A 19,481-nucleotide genomic window follows, 5' to 3' on the forward strand; every position below is an offset into this window, starting at 1 on the left:
TGCCCGCCAGCCTGAAACAAGAGATGCTTATTTCTTGAATGGGTTTATCATGTCAGGACTTGAAGTCAGGCTTCGTCCGGCATACTTTGGAAGTATTCTAAATTCCGGGATAGCCAACGCTTGTCCCGTAGGAGATCGACATGTTCATTCAAACGGAATCCACACCGAACCCAGCCACCTTGAAGTTTCTTCCGGGCAAGGTTGTTCTTGAGAGCGGAACGGCGGAATTCCTGAATGCCGCGCAGGCGCAAGCCTCGCCACTGGCCTCGGTGCTGTTTGAAATTCCCGGCGTTACCGGCGTTTATTACGGCTTCGACTTCATCACCGTCAGCAAGGATGGTGCCGAGTGGCAGCATTTGAAACCAGCGATTCTCGGTTCAATCATGGAGCACTTCATGTCCGGTCGCCCGTTGATGGGCACGGCGGTTGCGGCTGAGATTTCCGATGAGGAAGAAGAATTCTTCGAGGCTGGCGATGAGACCATTGTCGCCACGATCAAGGAACTGCTGGAAACCCGCGTCCGCCCTGCCGTTGCGCAGGATGGTGGCGATATCACCTTCCGCGGTTTTCGCGATGGAACCGTGTTCCTTAATATGAAGGGTGCATGCTCCGGTTGCCCGTCCTCCACGGCAACGCTGAAGCACGGTGTTCAGAACCTGCTGCGCCACTTCGTTCCTGAGGTGCAAGAGGTCGAGGCCGTCTAACCAGAAGCGGCTTTTCAGATGATCGTTCTTTCCATCGACACATCAGGTGTGGATTGCTCTGCCTGTCTTTATGACAGCGCTGACGACGTCGTGCTGGGTGAAGTGACCCAAAACATCGGCAAGGGCCATGCGGAGCTGTTGATGGGCATCATCAACGATGCTTTAGGCCAGGCGTCCTTGACGCTTGATGCCGTGGAAAAGATCGGCGTGACCATCGGGCCGGGTTCTTTCACCGGCATTCGCGTGGGTGTCGCCGCAGCACGCGGCTTTGCCCTTTCACTCGGCGTTGAGGCCGTGGGCGTAACGACGCTGGAAACACTGGCGGCCCGTTATCTGCAAGACAATCCCGGTCTGGCCGTGGCCGTGGGGTTGGATGCCAAGCGCAATGAGGCCTATCTCCAGATGTTTGATGCGGATGGGCAACCCCTGAGCGATGCCGCGCTTCTGGATCTTGATGAGGCAAAAGCCGTGCTTGCCGATTTCAAGGGCGATATTATTGGTTCGGCCGCGCCGCTTTTTGCCGGTGCCGAAATCGGCTCCGGGCCCGATCATTTTGATATCGTGACGGTGGCCCGCATTGCAGCGAGCAAACCCCAGGGCATGCCCAAGCCCGCGCCGCTCTATCTGCGCGGACCCGATGCCAAGCCGCAGACCGGATTTGCACTGGAACGTCGCCCGGTAGCCTGATACGGGCAAGTCATGTGTAGCCGCGGATGAAACCCTGACATGTTTGACGACTATCTCAGCTGGAAACCCTATTTCGAAATTTTGGGTATGGAGCACTCCGATTGTGCTGACGTGGCCTTGCTCCATCAGGAGCGCTTCCCGCGCGCCTGGAGTGACGCGGAGTTCTCTGGCCTTCTCGGCCAATCCAGTGTTTTTGGCATGGTTGTGCGTCAGACCAATGCGTTTTTTAGCAAGCCGCTCGGCGGTTTCGTTCTGTGCCGTGAGGCGGCAGGCGAGGCGGAAATCCTGACGCTTGCTGTCAGCGAGAAGTTCGGTCGTTCTGGCCTCGGCTGGCGGCTGATGCAGTCTGTCATGCGCGAAGCGATGATGCGCGGTGCTGAGACCATGTTTCTGGAGGTTGATGGTGGCAATGTCTCGGCCATCGGCCTTTACAGGAAATTGGGCTTCAAAACCGTTGCCGAAAGACCGGCCTATTACACGGCAAAAGATGGGACAAAATCGACGGCGCTTGTCATGCAGTGTGATCTTCGCTAGTTCGTGTAAGGATTGAACGCAGCGCGTAAGCGCCATCCGAACGGAAGCATCTGAAAGCCAGACGACGTGATAGACCTTTCCAAAACCCTGGAAGAATTATGTGCCGAACGCGGTATGCGCATGACCGATCAGCGTCGTGTGATTGCGCGCGTGATCCAGGACGCCGACGATCATCCCGATGTCGAGGAGCTCTATCGCCGCTCGTCAGCGGTCGATCCCCGCATTTCGATTTCCACAGTCTATCGCACCGTCAAACTGTTCGAAGATGCCGGCATTATCGAGCGGCACGACTTTCGTGATGGCCGCTCGCGCTATGAGACGATGCCGGAAGAGCATCACGATCATCTGATCGACCTTAAGCATGGCGTGGTGATTGAGTTTCATTCGCCAGAGATCGAAGCGCTTCAGGAAAAGATCGCGCGTGAACACGGCTTCAAACTGGTGGATCACCGGCTGGAGCTTTATGGCGTTCCTCTCAAGCCTGAAGAGCGCTGAAACCCGAGGGAACCACAAGCGAATGCAGCGATGAAGTGGTTGCGGCTTATTTACCTGATCGCCGTTCTGACAGTGGCCACGCTGTTTCTGTTGCCGATACAGCTTGTTGGCCTCTGCTTCGATTGGCCAATCCGGCGTCGCCTGCCAAGAACGTGGCACAGGATTGCCTGCCACGCACTGGGCATCACCGTTCATACGCACGGGTCTGTTGAGGCTTCAAAGCCGCTGCTCCTTGTGGTCAACCACGTGTCGTGGACAGATATCATGATACTGGGCAGCGTCGCCGATGTTGCCTTCATCGCAAAGACGGAAGTGCGGGATTGGCCGGTTTTCGGGCTTCTGGCACGGCTGCAAAAAACCATCTTCATCACGCGTGAGCAAAAGCGCAGCGCCGGTGCGCAGGTCAACGAGATTGCCCAACGCATGGCAGATGATGAAATCGTCGTTCTGTTTCCCGAGGGAACGACGTCGGATGGCAACAGGCTGTTGCCGATCAAGTCCTCCCTCTTCGGCGCAGCATCGAGCGCCGCCGAGCAGGTGCCGGGGCAGATGGTCCATGTGCAGCCGGTGGCCATCGCCTATACCGGCATCAACGGCATGGCGATGGGCAGATACCACCGCAGCGTGATCGCGTGGCCGGGAACAATCGGACTGATTCCGTCGCTTTTCGCCTTGATGAAGGCGGGCGCTATCGATGTCGATGTTTCCTTTGGAGAGACCCTTGCCTTCCATCGCGGCGATAATCGCAAGGTCTTGAGTGCTAAGACAACGGCGTCGCTGAGGGAGCTGCTGAATTTCAGTTTGCGCGGCGGCTGGCGAAAGTCGCGGTGATCTCGCATTTTTCTGTTTAATGTAGCGGTTAGAATCATTAGATAACGGCCATGACCCAGGACATGATCGGCCTTGAGGCCGCCCCAAACACGCATTTCGACGGTACCAACAGCCGCAAGGTCTTCATCAAGACCTATGGCTGTCAGATGAACGTCTATGATTCCGTGCGCATGAGCGATGCTCTGACCAAGGACGGCTACGAGCCGACCGAGGACATTGACGAGGCGGATCTGGTGCTTCTCAATACCTGTCATATTCGCGAAAGGGCGGCAGAGAAGGTCTATTCCGCGCTTGGCCGATTGCGCGATATGAAAAAATCACGCGAAGAGCAGGGCCGGGAATTCGTGATCGGCGTGGCCGGTTGTGTGGCCCAGGCGGAAGGCGAGGAAATCCTGCGCCGCGCACCTGCCGTGGATGTCGTGATCGGCCCGCAGACCTATCACCGTCTGCCTGAGGCCCTGCGCCGTGTGCGCGGTGGCGAGCGCGTGATCGAAACGGATTATGCGGTCGAAGACAAATTCGAGCACCTTCCAGCGGCTGAACAGTCGAAGATCCGGGCGCGTGGCGTTACCGCCTTTCTGACGGTGCAGGAAGGCTGCGACAAGTTCTGTACCTTCTGCGTCGTGCCATACACGCGCGGGTCGGAAGTATCCCGGCCAGTGCAGCAGATCGTTGATGAAGCCAAGCGTCTGGCCGATTCCGGCGTGCGGGAAATCACGCTGCTTGGCCAGAACGTCAATGCGTGGCGATCCGCAGGACCGGATGGTCAGCAATGGGGTCTCGCCGAACTGCTCTATCGGCTCGCTGAAATTCCCGGCATTGCTCGCCTGCGCTACACCACCAGCCATCCGCGGGACATGGATGAGCGATTGATCGAGGCGCATCGTGACCTGCGCATCCTGATGCCTTATCTGCATCTTCCCGTGCAATCCGGCTCGGATCGAATTCTCAAGGCCATGAATCGTCGCCATACGGGCGATGAGTATATTAGGCTTATCGAAAAGATTCGTGGCGCCCGCCCTGATATTGCCATGTCTGGAGACTTTATTGTCGGCTTCCCAGGCGAGACGGATCGTGATTTCGAAGACACGCTGGCGATGGTGGAAGAGGTGAAATACGCGCAGGCCTTCTCGTTCAAATATTCGACACGTCCCGGTACGCCGGGTGCGGATTTGACCGATCAGGTGGCGGAAGATGTGAAGTCTGAGAGGCTCGAGCGCCTTCAGGCATTGCTTTTGAAACAACAGCATGAATTTGCCGGGTCGCTGGTCGGCAAAACCATGGATGTGTTGCTGGAGAAGCCGGGCCGCATGCCCGGTCAGTTGATCGGAAGATCTCCTTGGCTGCAATCTGTGAATCTTGATGCAAACGACATGAAAATCGGCGACATTATTCATGTACGAATCACCGCGACGGGTCCAAACAGCTTGTTTGCCGAGGTGGCATGAAGCTAGAGTGAGGGACCCACACTGATAAGAACGGGAGCCTGACCGCTTGAACGCAACCGAATTGGTATCACCCCCATCGCGCCAGCCACGCCCAGCCGCGACCGACGCCAATCACTTCGTCCTCACGTTCGAGAATAACAGGATAGCCGGAGAGCTATTCGGTCAGTTCGATCAGAACCTCAAATTGCTGGAACAGCGTTTGAACATCGACGCGCGCCCGCGTGGCAATTCTGTTGCCATCACAGGCGAGCTGGTAGCCACCAATCAGGCCCGCCGCGCTCTGGATAGCCTTTACGAGCGCCTTCAAAAAGGCGGCACCGTTGAAGTGTCCGACGTCGAAGGTGCCATCCGCATGGCCATGGCGGCTGATGATCAGCTGACCCTGCCGACGATGGAGCGCAAGGCCAAGGTTTCCATGGCCCAGATTTCCACCCGCAAGAAGACCATCGCTGCCCGCACGCCGACGCAGGATGTCTATATGCGGGCGCTGGAACGGTCGGAGCTTGTCTTCGGTGTTGGCCCCGCAGGCACCGGCAAGACCTATCTGGCCGTGGCCCATGCAGCGCAATTGCTGGAACGCGGCGTTGTGGATCGTATCATTCTGTCCCGCCCGGCTGTTGAAGCGGGCGAGCGTCTGGGCTTTTTGCCCGGCGACATGAAGGAAAAGGTCGATCCCTATCTGCGCCCGCTTTACGACGCGCTGTACGACATGATGCCGGGTGACAAGGTGGAGCGTGCCATTCAGGCGGGTGTCATCGAAATCGCGCCGCTTGCCTTCATGCGCGGACGCACACTCGCCAATGCGGTCGTCATTCTCGACGAAGCGCAGAACACGACCACGATGCAGATGAAGATGTTTCTGACGCGTCTGGGCGAAAATGGTCGCATGATCGTAACGGGCGACCCAAGCCAGGTCGACTTGCCACGCGGCATGAAATCCGGCCTCGTTGATGCCCTTCAGATTCTGACTGACGTCGAAGGTGTGTCTGTCGTTCGCTTCAAGGATGTCGACGTCGTTCGCCACCCGATGGTCGCACGCATCGTCCGCGCCTACGAAGCGCAGACCGCTGTGCCGGATGAAAGTCTGCCAAGGGGCAACTGAAGCAAGACATGACGTCACTGGATATTCAGATCAGCGTCGAAGCTGAAAAATGGCCATCGGAAGAAGAGCTTTTTGCGTTCAGCAGCCGGGTCTTGGATCTGGCTGTTGATTTTCTGAAAGCTGAAGAAGAACAGCCGTTTCCGCCTGTTCCGACCGAATTGTCGCTCGTCTTTACCGATGATGCGTCAATCCGCGAGATCAACGCGGAATGGCGCGACATGGACAAGCCCACGAATGTGCTGTCTTTTCCGGCCTATCCGCTGGAACCAGGTGGCATGCCCGGGCCGATGTTGGGCGATATCATCATCGCTTTCGAGACCGTGGAGCGTGAAGCACGCGATCTCGAAAAGAGTTTTGATGATCATTTGACCCATCTTCTGGTCCATGGATTCCTTCATCTTTTCGGCTACGACCACATCGAAACAAACGATGCGGAAGAAATGGAAGAGCTTGAGACTCGCATTTTGGCCAAGCTTGGTCTATCTGATCCTTATGCGGGCCAGGAACCGCTTTGATTTAACAGTTTGGGACCATGAGCGAACATTCGGCACGACCGCCCCTCGAGGGCAAAGACACCGGGGAACAATCCTCATCGGAGGAAGGCAGTAGTCCCTTACGTCAGGACTACCAGTCGAAACCCAGGGCAAGCATCTGGTCTCGCATCTCGCGGCTCTTGAAGCCATCGCAGGGCGAGCGTCTTCGTGAAGACATTACCGACGCATTGATGACAGACACCGAAATTGGTGCCGCATTCACGCCCGAAGAGCGAGCGATGCTCAACAATATCCTTCGGTTCCGGGAAGTGCGCGTCGAGGACATCATGATCCCGCGTGTGGATATTGATGGCCTTGATCAGGACATGACCGTTGGTGAAGCGATGATCCTGTTTGAAGAAACCGGTCGCTCGCGCATGCCTGTCTATGATGAGACGCTGGATAATCCCAAGGGCATGATCCATATTCGCGACCTGCTGGCCTTTATCGGCAAGCAGGCCCGCAACAAGCGCCGCGTCGGTTCACGGGGCGTTGCAAGCGAGGGCGTACGGGTCGCAAAGTCACCCCGCTCGAATTTTGACCTCGCCCGTGTTGATCTGGAAAAGACGCTGGCAGACGCTGGTCTGGTGCGCAAAATTCTCTTCGTGCCATCATCCATGCTGGCATCCACTTTGCTGAAAACCATGCAGGCCCAGCGCACACAGCTGGCATTGGTCATCGACGAATATGGCGGCACAGACGGTCTCGTGAGCCATGAAGATATCGTCGAGATGGTCATTGGTGACATTGACGATGAGCACGACAAGGACGAGACGATGTTCTCGCGCCTGTCGGATGGTGTGTTCATCGCTGATGCGCGCGCCGAGTTGACGGAGCTTGCCGAGGCCATCGGCCACGATTTCGACGTGCGTGAGCATATCGAAGAAATCGACACGCTGGGCGGGCTGATCTTCTTTGCGCTTGGCCGTATTCCGGTAAAGGGTGAGGTGGTTCGTGCCGTTCCCGGTTTCGAATTCCACATTCTCGACGCCGATTCTCGCCGCATCAAGGGTGTTCGTATCGTGCGCAATCAATCATCCGAAGGTGAAGATGACCAAGCGCCGGCCAATGCCGCAAGCCAGGTTGTTCTCTCTTTACCGGCACCGCAAAGCCGCTCTGACAATGCGACCGTTTGATCTCAGGCTCAAATAACGGAATATTGGAAACCCCTGACTTGTTTCCGGGGTTTTCGAAAGTGCCGCATGCCCGTTGCGGCAAGCCCTGGCCCTGGCGAGGCGGCGCGCGGTGGACGGGCGCTTTTTTTTACATTACAGCCGTAGGCGAGCGGTGTGTTTTTCCGTGGATCAACGCCTTGCGGCGCCTTCAGGCTTGGAGATGACATGGAACGGCTGGCGGGCAAGATCATGTTGAGCAATGGTTTTGGCCGGGTAGCGCTGACAACAGCCGCAGGCGCAATTGGCGCGCTGGCCCTTCCGCCCTTCGGTTTTTTTGCGGCTCTCTTTGTATCTTTCACGCTGCTTGTCTGGTTGATCGATGGCGCCACGGGCAATCCCGATGGTGGCGTGTGGTCGCGCGGCTGGAAGACATTCACCATCGGCTGGCTCTTCGGTTTGGGCTATTTCGTCGCCAGCCTGTGGTGGATGGGCAATGCGCTGCTTCTGGAAGCGGAAGAATTTGCCTGGGCCTTGCCGCTTGCCATTCTCGGCCTGCCTGCCTGTCTGGCCATTTTTTACGGACTTGCCGTGATGCTGGCCAATCTGCTTTGGTCTGATGGTTGGGGCAGGATTGCCGCGCTTGCCGCAGCCTTCGGTCTGATCGAATGGTTGCGCAGCTTCGTTCTGACCGGCTTTCCCTGGAACAGCGTCGGCTTTGGTTTGATGCCCGTGCCGTTGATGATGCAGACATCGAACCTGATCGGCATTTTCGGCATGTCGATGCTGGCAGTCTTCATTTTTGCCAGTCCGACGCTTCTGGGCACAAAAAAAGGCATGGTTCCCGGTCTGTGTATCGCCGTGGCAATGTTGGCAGGACATCTGGGCTATGGCGCCTATCGATTGAGCCAGCCGCTGGCGGTCGATAGCGATGCCTTGACGGTCAGGATCGTACAGCCTGACATCGACCAGTCCCGCAAGATGCTCAACGCCGACCGCGCCGAGATATTCAATGAACACCTGCGCCTCTCGGCTTTGCCACCAACGTCCGGGCAGAAAGTCCCAGACATCATTGTCTGGCCCGAAACATCCGTTCCTTTCATTCTCACCCAAAACCCGGACGCCCTTCAGGAAATCGCAAAGACCCTGTCTGACGGGCAGATTTTGCTGACGGGTGCCGTGCGGATGGAAGATGCAGGAGCTGGGCAGCAAACGCGTTACTACAATTCCGTCTATGCGATCGACAGCCAGGGCCAGATCATCGGCGCGACGGATAAGGTTCACCTCGTTCCGTTCGGTGAATATGTTCCGTTTGAAAATATCCTGCGCCGTTTCGGCATCGAGAATTTGATCAACCTTCCCGGCGGGTTTTCACCGGCTGCGACGCGTGAGCCGATCACGCTGCCATCGGGCAAGAAACTCTATTCGTTCATTTGCTACGAGATCATCTTCCCCGGCGAAGTACCAAAAGATATTGCGACATCGACCGCCATTCTCAATGTGACGAATGACGGTTGGTTTGGAAATACGCCGGGACCCTACCAGCATTTGCAACAGGCCCGCATCCGCGCAGTCGAGACAGGACTTCCAGTGATTCGCGCTGCCAACACCGGCGTTTCGGCAATAATAGACCCTGTGGGGCGAATTGCCGCAGGACTTGACTATGGTCAAAAAGGAATCATTGATTCCACTTTAAGTGGTGCGGCTACTGGTGTACTTATTGACGATATGCGACAAATATACTTTTGGTTGTTCTTTGCAATATTGCTCGTAATATCAGTGATTTCGCGGATAGGTTTGATGAAACGTAAGAATTGACCCAAAACCCCTAAAATTGCATAGTGAACTTGTCAGGTTGCACAACGCACATGATATATTGCGTGCGGTGACAATCCAGCAATTCAGGATTTGAACAGGCGTGTAGTCGATAAACCGAAGAACTGAATGTCAGGACCTTAATAAATGACAGAGAACAAGAAGAAGCCGAACCCGATCGACATTCACGTCGGAAGCCGCATCCGCCTTCGCCGGACCATGCTGGGTATGAGCCAGGAAAAACTCGGCGAAAGCCTTGGCATTACGTTCCAGCAAATTCAGAAATACGAAAAAGGAACGAACCGGGTTGGCGCGAGCCGTCTTCAGAATATTTCCGGTATCTTGAATGTGCCCGTGTCGTTCTTCTTTGAAGATGCGCCAGGCGATCAGGGTGTCACCCCAACTGGCATGGCGGAAGCCAGCAGCTCCAACTATGTCGTGGACTTCCTCTCTTCCTCGGAAGGCCTGCAGTTGAACCGCGCATTCGTCAAGATAACAGACCCGAAGGTGCGCCGCCGCATCGTAGATCTCGTCAAGGCCTTGGCTGCCGAAGGCGATACCGAGTAAAATCATCGGCTCAGTTGTTGCATCTCAAACGGTCCTTCGGGGCCGTTTTTTATTGGGCGGTACTGTTTCTGTTTGGGTAAGGATGATTTTAGGAATTCCGATATAAAGATATATTTATGTCGTTGTGTCCTTGTTTTTTCCACACAATTTGACTAACAAATCAGGACCGTTTCTTTGAGGGGAATCCCGCATGCGTGCCAACTACCTATTCACCAGCGAGTCCGTTGCTGAAGGTCACCCTGACAAGGTTTGTGACCGCATTTCCGATGAAATCGTTGATCTCATTTACCGCGAAGCAGCCAAGACCGGGGTTGATCCTTGGACTGTGCGCATCGCATGCGAGACGCTGGCCACAACCAACCGCGTGATTATCGCCGGTGAAGTGCGTGTTCCCGATACGCTTTTGAAGAAGGACAAGGACGGCAACGTCGTCAATGACGCAAACGGCCATCCCCTTATCAACCCCGCCAAGTTCAAGGCAGCAGCCCGCAAGGCCATCCGCGATATCGGTTACGAGCAGGACGGCTTCCATTGGAAGACCGCAAAGATTGACGTTCTGCTTCACCCGCAGTCGGCTGATATTGCGCAGGGCGTGGATAACGCATCCGACAAGCAGGGTGATGAAGGCGCTGGCGACCAGGGCATTATGTTCGGCTACGCCTGCAAGGAAACGCCTGATCTGATGCCGGCGCCGATCTATTATTCGCACCGCATCCTTCAGCTTCTGGCCACGGCGCGTAAAAGCGGCGAAGGTGAAGCTGCAAAGCTTGGTCCTGATGCCAAGAGCCAGGTAACCGTGCGTTACGTCGATGGAAAGGCGTCGGAAGCCGTTTCCATCGTCCTGTCGACGCAGCATCTGGACGCGAGCTGGGACTCCAAGAAGGTTCGCTCCGTCGTTGAGCCCTACATCCGCGAAGCATTGGGCGACCTGAAGATTGCCGATGATTGCCAGTGGTACATCAACCCGACCGGCAAGTTCGTTATTGGCGGTCCTGATGGCGACGCGGGTCTCACCGGCCGCAAGATCATCGTGGACACCTATGGTGGCGCGGCTCCCCATGGCGGCGGTGCGTTCTCCGGTAAGGACACCACAAAGGTTGACCGTTCGGCAGCCTACGCGGCACGTTACATCGCCAAGAACGTCGTTGCAGCAGGACTGGCAGATCGTTGCACGATCCAACTGTCTTACGCCATTGGCGTCGCTCAGCCTCTGTCCGTCTATGTTGATTTCCACCAGACCGGCACACTCAGCGAAGATGAAGTCGAAGCCGCGATCCGCAAGGTCATCGACCTCTCCCCATCGGGCATTCGTCGTCACCTCGACCTCAACAAGCCGATCTATGCCAAGACCTCTTCCTACGGTCATTTCGGCCGCAAGGCTGGCCGTGACGGCTCCTTCTCCTGGGAGAAGCTCGATCTGGTCAAGCCGCTCAAGGATGCTTTGAAAGCCGCATAAGGCTTGTCAATCATCGCTGATTGAGAGATACGGTTTGAAAAATCTGAAACCCGCGCGGTGCCATGGAAGGCACGGTGCGGGTTCTCCATTTGCATGAGAGTGTGGAAATGACGGAAGAACGACGCTCACGCTCAACGGAAGCGTTTTTTGGTCGGCGCAAAGGCAAGCCCCTGCGCGAGCAGCAGGCTGATTCCATCGAGAACCTCCTGCCATTGCTAAAGCTCGACCTTGCGACGCCGCCACCTCAGACACTCGCGGCACTGTTTCCGGCCGATGTGAAATCCATCCGGCTCGAAATCGGCTTTGGCGGCGGGGAGCATCTCATTCACCGCGCCGGTGAAAATCCGCATACGGGCTTTATCGGCGTCGAGCCCTTCGTCAATTCCATGGCAAAATTGCTGGGCTCGGTCCGCGAGCGGGAACTGATGAACATCCGCCTTTATGATGATGACGCGACGCAGGTGCTGGACTGGTTGCCGGATGCGTCCATTGATCACATCGATCTTCTCTATCCGGACCCATGGCCAAAGAAGAAGCACTGGAAGCGCCGTTTCGTCTCGGACGTCAATCTGGCGCGGTTTCACCGTGTGCTTAAACCCGGCGCGAAGTTCTGTTTCGCCTCCGATATCGATACCTATCTCAACTGGACACTTCAGCATTGCGCGCGCCATGGCGGTTTTGAATGGACGGCTGAGGTCTCTGCTGACTGGACGACGCCATTCGCAACATGGCCGGGCACGCGCTACGAGAACAAGGCGAAGCGCGAGGGTCGCAGCTCCGCCTATCTCACCTTTATCCGGACCTGATTGCCGATCAGATGTTCGCGTCCACCTCGGATGCGACAGGGATGGATGGCTGTGCGCCCGGACGGGTGCAGGCCAGAGAACCGGCAACGGCGGCGCGGCGCAGTGCCGCTTCAAAGTCGAGACCGGCATCGAGGCTGGCCGCGAGATAACCGCAGAAGGTATCACCAGCGCCGACCGTATCCAGGGGCTCGATCTTCAGGCCCTTTGCCTTGACCAGCTTTCCATTGCGAATGGCGATGACGCCTTCTGCACCCAGTGTGACGATGAGCGTCTGTCCGGTTTCATTGTGAAGAGAGACAAGTTCCTTTTCACGCTGTTCGGCGGAAAGATTGTCCTTGCGGATCAGAAGCTCGAACTCCGTCTCGTTGGCGATCACGATATCAGCCATGCGCGACAGGCGCTGCGCCTGCGATGTCAAAGGGGCCGTGTTGATGATGGTCGTGACGCGTTTTGCCTTGGCGGCCTTTAGCGCGGCCTCGATGGCATCTGCAGGCACCTCGAACTGTAGCATCAGAATATCGCCTGAAGCCATTTCAGAAATTGCGCGGTCTGCATCCTCAGCCGAAACTTCGCCATTGGCGGCGGGAATGACCGAAATCATGTTTTCCCCGCCTTCGCCAATCAGGATAACGGCGGTTCCGGTAGGCACAGCCACGGTCTTGATGAGCGACAGATCCGCTCTCGCATCGCGAAGAAGCGTCAAGGCGGGCGCGGCGAACGCATCATCACCAATGGCACCAGCCATCTTCACCGTGGCACCTGCGCGCCGTGCGGCCAGCGCCTGATTGGCTCCCTTGCCACCGGCGGCGGTCGAGAAGGATTTGCCGGTCACGGTCTCGCCGGGCTTTGGCAGGCGGTCGGATATGGCGACGAGGTCCATGTTGATGGAGCCGAAAACTGTGATCATGCGGGTCATTCCAAAGGGGGTAAAAACGAAGTCGAAACAGACGGCGACTTTGCCGGGTGTATCACTCGTCGTCAACCACCCTCAGCTTGGCAGCTCCGGCGCGAACCTCTGAAATGCGGCGCAGTTGCTCGGCTTCCAGATGGGCGATTTCCTTTTGCGAGGGCGCAAAATCCAGGCTCTCGATTTTGACACCGCGCGCCAGCACCTTGTCAGACGAGGTCAACATCATGTCCACATCCTTCTGCACCAGCCCGAAATGAGACTGCAATTTGCGCGTCCGCTCATCCAGTCGCCGCACATCATCCATCAACAGGGCCACTTCACCCTGAATGAGGTGGGCCTGTTCCCGCATACGCTGATCCTTCAGCACCGATTGGATGACCTGCACGGACAGCATCAGGAGGGAGGGTGATACAATGACGACGCGGGAGCGGTGCGCGCGCTGGACCAGATTTTCAAAATGCTGGTGAATATCGGCAAAGATCGATTCCGACGGCACAAAGATAAAGGCGGTGTCCTGCGTTTCACCCGAAATCAGATATTTGTCGGCGACATCACGAATATGCACTTCCATGTCCCGGCGAAACTGCTGCGTGGCGGCCCGCTTTGCCTCCGGCGAATCATCTGCTTTCAGCGCATTCCAGGCTTCGAGCGGGAATTTCGCATCGATCACCAGCGGCGGCGCATTGTTGGGCATTCTGATGGTGCAATCGGGCCGAAAGCCGTTCGAAAGCGTAGGCTGCAGGCTATAGGAGCCGGAGGGCAGCGCGTCGGCAATCAGAGCTTCCATGCGTGCCTGACCGAAGGCGCCGCGTGTCTGCTTGTTGGAAAGAATGGCCTGCAAGCCGATCACATCCTTGGCCAGATCCTGAATATTGCCCTGCGCGGCATCGATGACCGCAAGTCTTTCCTGCAACTTGCTCAGATTTTCATGCGTGGAGCGGGTCTGCTCAGTCAAGGTCGTGCCGATCCGCTGCGACATGCCGTCCAGACGGTCGTTCAGCGTCTGGCTCATTTCGTTCTGACGGGCGCTCAGGCTCTCCGTCATCGCGGCAATGCGCCCATGCAGTTCCGACTGAGTTCTTAAAAGCTCGGTGATCTCATCCCGCGACTGGTCAACCACCGGCGGCCTTCGCAAGATAAGGATCGCCGCGACAAGACATCCGACAAGGAGAAGGGCAAGCAGTGCGCCAACCGATATGTCGTTGCCACCAAGACTGAAAGCTGTCGTACCAAGTGCGTTAAAATCAATGTTCATAAGTAAATCTAACAGATTTCCCGTGATTCGTCAGATCAAAGCATGAACATTTCCACGGCGTAAATGAGTCTGCTTTTCCGTCTTTCAAGGAGCAGATGGTGCCTTCTATTTTTTGTTTCCTCGAAAGAAGAGATGCGTTATGGGGAAGCCATGACGATCAAACCTCTTATTATTTTGCCTGATCCTTTGCTGCGCCAACAATCCAAGCCCATCGAACAGGTGGATGCCGAGATCACGCGGCTGGCCGATGACATGCTGGAAACGATGTATGATGCGCCGGGCATTGGCCTTGCCGCCATTCAGATCGGTGTGCCGCGCCGCATGCTTGTCATCGATATTTCGCGTGAAGATGAGGACCGCAAGCCTGTCGTTTTCATCAATCCTGAAATCCTCACCGTGTCGGATGATGTTTCGACCTATGAGGAGGGCTGTCTTTCGATCCCCGATTATTATGCAGAGGTGGAGCGGCCCGCAGCCCTGACATTGGCTTACATCGACCGCGAGGGCAAAAAGCAGACGCTTGAGGCTGACGGTTTGCTGGCAACCTGTCTGCAACACGAAATCGACCATCTGAACGGTGTGCTGTTCATCGACCACATTTCCCGATTGAAGCGGGAAATGGTCATCAAGAAATTCACCAAAGCGGCCCGCGCAAAATTCTGATCCGCCGATCTCTTCAGATCGACGGGTACGTCTGCGGGACAGGGGGCATCCATGGCACTTCGCATCATTTTCATGGGTACACCGGACTTTTCCGTTCCCACCTTGCGCGCCCTTGTCGATGCAGGCCATGAGATCGTGGCGGTCTATACGCAGCCGCCACGTCCCGGCGGACGTCGCGGACTTGATCTGCAGAAATCACCAGTCCATCAGGCCGCCGAATTGCTCGGCATTCCGGTTCTGACACCTCTCAATTTCAAGGCAGAGGAAGACCGGGCAACGTTCAGGGACTTCAATGCCGATGTGGCGGTTGTCGTGGCCTACGGCTTGCTATTGCCGGATGCCATTTTGAGCGGCACGCGGCTGGGCTGCTATAATGGCCATGCCTCGCTCCTACCGCGCTGGCGCGGTGCCGCCCCCATTCAGCGTGCCATCATGGCAGGTGATGCAGAAACCGGCATCATGGTGATGCAGATGGAAAAGGGGCTGGACACCGGCCCTGTCGCCCTCACAGCCCGCGTCACGATTACGCCTGACATGACGGTTGGCGCGCTGCATGACAGCCTGATGCTGGCGGGTGCGCGGCTGATGCGCGATGCGATGCTGAAGCTCGAAGATGGCGATCTGCCTGTCACCCTGCAGCCAGACGAAGGTGTGGTCTACGCGGCAAAGATTGACAAGGGTGAAACCCGCATTGATTTTTCCCGCTCCAGTCAGGATGTACACAACCACATCAGGGGCCTCTCGCCCTTTCCTGGCGCATGGTTCGAAATGGATATCGGCGGCAAGGCCGAGCGGGTGAAGGTGCTGGAATCGCAGGTTGCGAGCGGCATGGGTGAGGCTGGTTCCGTTTTGGATGATGCGCTGACAATTGCCTGTGGCAGCGGTGCAGTTCGCCTTTTGCGCCTGCAAAAGGCCGGGGGCAAACCCATGCTGGCGGATGATTTTCTGCGCGGCACGAAGGTCTCTGTCGGCACGAGGCTCGGCTGATGCCACGCTTTCGCATGACCGTCGAATATGATGGTTCGCCCTATTATGGCTGGCAACGACAGACCAACGGCCCCTCCGTGCAAGGCGCGCTGGAGGCTGCGGTTTTCTCGCTGACAGAAGAAACCGTCAGCTTTCGCGGTGCTGGTCGTACCGATTCCGGCGTTCATGCCAAGGGGCAAGTCACCCATGTGGATCTGACACGGGAGTGGGAACCCTACAAGCTGCGAAATGCGCTGAACGCCCATCTGTCCATGGCGGGCGAAGCGGTCTCGATTCTTGATGTCGAGGCGGTCACAGAGGATTTCGACGCACGCTTTTCAGCCCTTCGCCGCCATTATCTGTACCGTATCATCTGCCGCAAATCGCGGCTGGCGCTTGAACACAAGCGCGCCTGGTGGGTATCGAAAGACCTTGACCATGAGGCCATGCACGCGGCAGCGCAGACTTTGGTCGGGCGACATGATTTCACGACCTTCCGCTCCGTGCACTGTCAGGCCAACAGCCCGGTGCGCACGCTTGACCGGCTGGATGTGACACGCGATGGCGACCTGATCGAGATCCGCGCTACGGCCCAAAGCTTTCTGCACAATCAGATCCGCTCCTTTGCCGGTACGCTGAAACTGGCGGGGGATGGCGGCATGACGGTGGATGATGTGAAGGCAGCCCTCGAGGCTCGGGATCGCAAGGCCTGCGGCCCTGTTGCGCCGCCCGAGGGCCTCTATTTCATGCAGGTGGATTATCCCGATGTGATACCGCCCAGAAAGCCACGACCTGAGGTTGCGGCTGACGGTGACGATCTATCGTGATCGCACCCGAGGATCAGCTCGGATAGACGCCGAGAAAACGTTGCAGTAGCTCCGAGAGAAGCATGCCGGGAATGAGCAGCGTCATGACGATCGCGGCCACCAGCACAGGCTGTTCACGCACGAAGAATTTGACGATGCGCGAGAAGCTGAACACCAGCGTCAGCAGCAGCGAGAACCACAGGATCGCAATCAGTCCCTGCAAGGAGGGGACGAGCAGCGCGATGAGGATCAGCGCCGCATAGGCATAGGAAAACGGCAGCGACAGCCAGTTGGCGACGACGATGAGCGCCGAAAACTTCTGCTTGGCGCCAAATGACATCAGCAAAAGCCCGATGAGGATCAACGGCACCATCCAGCAGATGGCCTCGACCATGGCCAACCGCACGAAGAACAGGCCGCCGGTGCCGACGCCCTTCGGCAAGACGGAAACATAGGCCTCATGCCACCAGTACCAGGATAGCGCCATGGATGGCAGGCAGAGAAGGGCGGCATAGAAGGACCGTGTCATTCCACGGTCGGTGAGGTCCAACAGACGTCCCCCGGCTGGATCGCCTAAAAACAGAAGCCACAGGCCTCTCATATAGAGCGCGACTTCACTACCCGATGGCATGGCTGAACCAGCGTTGCAGGAAGGTCTCATAGATGCGCGTCAGCGTTTCGAGATCGGCAACGGCCACGCGCTCGTCCACCATGTGCATGGTCTGGCCGACGAGGCCGAATTCCACCACCGGGCAATAATCCTTGATGAAACGCGCATCCGACGTGCCGCCAGTCGTCGATAGCTTCGGCTCATTGCCGGTGACTTCGGCCACAGCGCCTGAGAGCGATGAGATCAGGGCATTGTTGCGCGTCAGGAAGACATGAGCTGGACGATCTGCCCAGACGATATCGTATTTAACCGGCGTGCGATCCGGGCGAAGCGCGCCATCGGCGGCGGCCTCATCCAGACGGCGGATGATTTCGGCGCGGACAGTCTCGGCAGTCCACGTATCGTTGAAGCGGATATTGAAGGCAGCCGTTGCCTTGGCCGGAATGACGTTTGTTGCCGGGTTGCCGGTGTCGATGGTGGTCACTTCCAGGTTGGATGGCTGGAAATTATCGGTTCCCTGATCGAATTGCGGGTCCATCAGCGCGTGGGTGAGCTGCAACAGGCCGCGAACGGGATTGTCGGCCAGATGCGGATAGGCCGCGTGGCCCTGAACGCCATGGACGTTGATGCGACCGGACAGTGATCCGCGACGGCCGATCTTGATCATGTCGCCAAGGCGGTCGGGGTTGGTCGGTTCACCCACAACACAGGCGTCCCATGTTTCGCCCTTGGCAGCGGCCCATTCCAACAGCTTGGATGTGCCGTTGATCGATGGGCCCTCTTCGTCGCCGGTGATGAGAAAGGAAACCGACCCCTCAGGAGCACCGTGCTTTTCGATGTGGCGGGCAATCGCTGCGACGAAACAGGCGATACCGCCTTTCATATCCACAGCACCTCGGCCAAACATCTCACCATTAGCGATGTCTGCCGAAAAGGGCGGGTGGCTCCATGCCGCCTCATCGCCCACCGGCACCACATCGGTATGGCCCGCAAACATCAGATGCGGACCTTTTGTACCGATGCGGGCATAGAGGTTTTCGACGTCAGGCGTGCCATCTTCCGTCGCCATGACGCGCTCCACGGCAAAGCCCAGCGGTGTCAGCAGCGTGTCGAGCAGCGTTAGCGCTCCACCTTCTGCTGGCGTCACCGAAGGGCAACGGATGAGAGCGGCGAGATTGGCGACGGGATCGGTGGCATTCATGGGTCAGTTTACTCTTGTCAGTCGCGCAGCAACTCGTTGATACCGGTCTTGGAACGGGTCTTTTCATCGACAGTTTTGACGATGACGGCGCAATAGAGGCTTGGGCCCATCTCGCCATTCGGGAAGGGCTTGCCCGGCATGGCGCCAGCAACGACCACCGAGTAAGGCGGCACTTCGCCATAGGTGATGGAGCCGGTAGCGCGATCGACGATCTTGGTGGACTGTCCGATATAGACGCCCATGCCAAGAACCGCACCTTCGCGTATGATGCAGCCTTCAACGACTTCCGAGCGCGCACCGATGAAGCAATTGTCTTCGATGATGGTCGGTCCGGCCTGAAGAGGCTCCAGAACGCCACCAATGCCGACGCCGCCGGACAGGTGCACATGCTTGCCGATCTGCGCGCAGGAGCCGACGGTTGCCCACGTATCGACCATCGTGCCTTCACCAACATGGGCGCCGAGATTGACGAAGGATGGCATCAGCACAACATTCTTGCCGATGTAGGCAGAGCGGCGCACGACAGCATTTGGCACAGCGCGGAAGCCTGCTGCGCGAAACTGGTTTTCACCCCAGTTCTCGAATTTGGATGGCACCTTGTCCCACCAGGTGGATTCGCCCGGGCCGCCGGTCACGATGTCCATGTCGTTCAGACGGAAAGACAAAAGAACGGCCTTTTTCAGCCACTGGTTCACGGTCCATTTGCCGTCAGCCTGCCGTTCGGCAACGCGCACCTGACCGGCATCCAGCAGATTCAGGGAAGTCTCGACAGCATCGCGAATTTCGCCTTTGGTCGATATGTTGACACTGTCACGATTATCGAATGCAGATTCGATGATTGTTTCAAGAGAGCCAAGATCCGAGATGCTCATGAGGATTCCTTAAACTTCGCTGACTATCGTCACATAAAGGGAGTATCCGCACCGCTGGCCGGACATGGCCAATTGCTCTAAGCGAGTGTTTCAAGGGCGTCAATGTGA

Annotated in this window: 21 protein-coding genes; 16 read left to right on the plus strand and 5 right to left on the minus strand. The window is 57.2% G+C overall.

Annotation, left to right across the window (positions count from 1 at the left end; translation table 11 throughout):
• The first annotated feature begins 140 nt into the window (after positions 1-140).
• From ACQZ51_RS00630 to trmB, 13 genes are all read left to right on the plus strand, one after another.
• Entirely contained in the window at positions 141-704 is a 564-nt protein-coding gene (locus ACQZ51_RS00630) for a NifU family protein (protein WP_042616219.1), read from the plus strand.
• An 18-nt stretch (positions 705-722) separates the two neighbouring features.
• A complete protein-coding gene (gene tsaB / locus ACQZ51_RS00635) occupies positions 723-1,391 on the plus strand; it encodes a tRNA (adenosine(37)-N6)-threonylcarbamoyltransferase complex dimerization subunit type 1 TsaB (protein WP_448774474.1) in 669 nt (222 codons plus the stop codon).
• Between the two features lie 39 nt (positions 1,392-1,430).
• On the plus strand, positions 1,431-1,925 hold the full coding sequence (locus ACQZ51_RS00640) for a GNAT family N-acetyltransferase (protein WP_448774475.1): 495 nt from the start codon (positions 1,431-1,433) through the stop codon (positions 1,923-1,925).
• A 66-nt stretch (positions 1,926-1,991) separates the two neighbouring features.
• Positions 1,992-2,420 (plus strand): Fur family transcriptional regulator, encoded by a 429-nt coding sequence (locus ACQZ51_RS00645; RefSeq protein ID WP_448774476.1) that lies wholly within the window; start codon positions 1,992-1,994, stop codon positions 2,418-2,420.
• 30 nt (positions 2,421-2,450) lie between these two features.
• Entirely contained in the window at positions 2,451-3,251 is an 801-nt protein-coding gene (gene olsA, locus ACQZ51_RS00650) for a lyso-ornithine lipid O-acyltransferase (protein WP_448774478.1), read from the plus strand.
• 50 nt (positions 3,252-3,301) lie between these two features.
• The gene (gene miaB, locus ACQZ51_RS00655; RefSeq protein WP_192063183.1) at positions 3,302-4,699 is read left to right on the plus strand and encodes a tRNA (N6-isopentenyl adenosine(37)-C2)-methylthiotransferase MiaB; all 1,398 of its coding nucleotides are present in this window, start codon (positions 3,302-3,304) and stop codon (positions 4,697-4,699) included.
• Positions 4,700-4,745: 46 nt separating this feature from the next.
• Positions 4,746-5,801, plus strand: coding sequence for a PhoH family protein (locus ACQZ51_RS00660; protein ID WP_192063184.1), 1,056 nt, complete (start codon positions 4,746-4,748; stop codon positions 5,799-5,801).
• A gap of 8 nt (positions 5,802-5,809) precedes the next feature.
• Entirely contained in the window at positions 5,810-6,316 is a 507-nt protein-coding gene (ybeY, locus tag ACQZ51_RS00665) for an rRNA maturation RNase YbeY (RefSeq protein ID WP_448774480.1), read from the plus strand.
• Between the two features lie 17 nt (positions 6,317-6,333).
• On the plus strand, positions 6,334-7,470 hold the full coding sequence (locus tag ACQZ51_RS00670) for a hemolysin family protein (protein WP_448774482.1): 1,137 nt from the start codon (positions 6,334-6,336) through the stop codon (positions 7,468-7,470).
• A gap of 204 nt (positions 7,471-7,674) precedes the next feature.
• On the plus strand, positions 7,675-9,264 hold the full coding sequence (gene lnt, locus ACQZ51_RS00675) for an apolipoprotein N-acyltransferase (RefSeq protein WP_448774484.1): 1,590 nt from the start codon (positions 7,675-7,677) through the stop codon (positions 9,262-9,264).
• Positions 9,265-9,408: 144 nt separating this feature from the next.
• Positions 9,409-9,828: a helix-turn-helix domain-containing protein gene (locus tag ACQZ51_RS00680; protein ID WP_042616229.1), complete on the plus strand. Its 420-nt coding sequence runs from the start codon at positions 9,409-9,411 to the stop codon at positions 9,826-9,828.
• A gap of 190 nt (positions 9,829-10,018) precedes the next feature.
• On the plus strand, positions 10,019-11,284 hold the full coding sequence (gene metK, locus ACQZ51_RS00685; protein WP_448774487.1) for a methionine adenosyltransferase: 1,266 nt from the start codon (positions 10,019-10,021) through the stop codon (positions 11,282-11,284).
• Between the two features lie 107 nt (positions 11,285-11,391).
• Complete coding sequence (gene trmB / locus ACQZ51_RS00690) at positions 11,392-12,090, plus strand: tRNA (guanine(46)-N(7))-methyltransferase TrmB (RefSeq protein ID WP_448774489.1); 699 nt, start codon at positions 11,392-11,394, stop codon at positions 12,088-12,090.
• A 7-nt stretch (positions 12,091-12,097) separates the two neighbouring features.
• Here the strand turns inward: trmB and ACQZ51_RS00695 are convergent, their stop codons facing one another.
• Positions 12,098-12,997, minus strand: coding sequence for a ribokinase (locus ACQZ51_RS00695; protein WP_448774491.1), 900 nt, complete (start codon positions 12,995-12,997; stop codon positions 12,098-12,100).
• A 61-nt stretch (positions 12,998-13,058) separates the two neighbouring features.
• Entirely contained in the window at positions 13,059-14,255 is a 1,197-nt protein-coding gene (locus ACQZ51_RS00700; RefSeq protein WP_448774493.1) for a DNA recombination protein RmuC, read from the minus strand.
• Positions 14,256-14,405: 150 nt separating this feature from the next.
• On the opposite strand from ACQZ51_RS00700, the gene def reads away from it, so the two are divergent.
• From def to truA, 3 genes are read left to right on the plus strand one after another with little or no spacing between them, the layout of a single operon-like run.
• Positions 14,406-14,918, plus strand: a complete 513-nt coding sequence (def, locus tag ACQZ51_RS00705; RefSeq protein WP_448774495.1) for a peptide deformylase — start codon at positions 14,406-14,408, stop codon at positions 14,916-14,918.
• 51 nt (positions 14,919-14,969) lie between these two features.
• The gene (gene fmt, locus ACQZ51_RS00710) at positions 14,970-15,905 is read left to right on the plus strand and encodes a methionyl-tRNA formyltransferase (protein WP_448774497.1); all 936 of its coding nucleotides are present in this window, start codon (positions 14,970-14,972) and stop codon (positions 15,903-15,905) included.
• Complete coding sequence (gene truA / locus ACQZ51_RS00715; RefSeq protein ID WP_448774499.1) at positions 15,905-16,711, plus strand: tRNA pseudouridine(38-40) synthase TruA; 807 nt, start codon at positions 15,905-15,907, stop codon at positions 16,709-16,711. The genes fmt and truA overlap by 1 nt, the downstream gene beginning before the upstream one ends.
• Before the next feature lie 13 nt (positions 16,712-16,724).
• Here truA and ACQZ51_RS00720 read toward each other — a convergent pair whose 3' ends face one another.
• Genes ACQZ51_RS00720 through dapD form a run of 3 tightly spaced genes read right to left on the minus strand, consistent with a single transcriptional unit; the run spans position 16,725 to position 19,373 of the window.
• Entirely contained in the window at positions 16,725-17,321 is a 597-nt protein-coding gene (locus ACQZ51_RS00720; RefSeq protein WP_448774501.1) for a hypothetical protein, read from the minus strand.
• Positions 17,308-18,501 (minus strand): succinyl-diaminopimelate desuccinylase, encoded by a 1,194-nt coding sequence (gene dapE, locus ACQZ51_RS00725; RefSeq protein ID WP_448774503.1) that lies wholly within the window; start codon positions 18,499-18,501, stop codon positions 17,308-17,310. The genes ACQZ51_RS00720 and dapE overlap by 14 nt, the downstream gene beginning before the upstream one ends.
• 17 nt (positions 18,502-18,518) lie before the next feature.
• Complete coding sequence (gene dapD, locus ACQZ51_RS00730) at positions 18,519-19,373, minus strand: 2,3,4,5-tetrahydropyridine-2,6-dicarboxylate N-succinyltransferase (RefSeq protein WP_448774505.1); 855 nt, start codon at positions 19,371-19,373, stop codon at positions 18,519-18,521.
• Between the last annotated feature and the right edge of the window lie 108 nt (positions 19,374-19,481).

The organism is Agrobacterium sp. CG674, assembly GCF_053521645.1.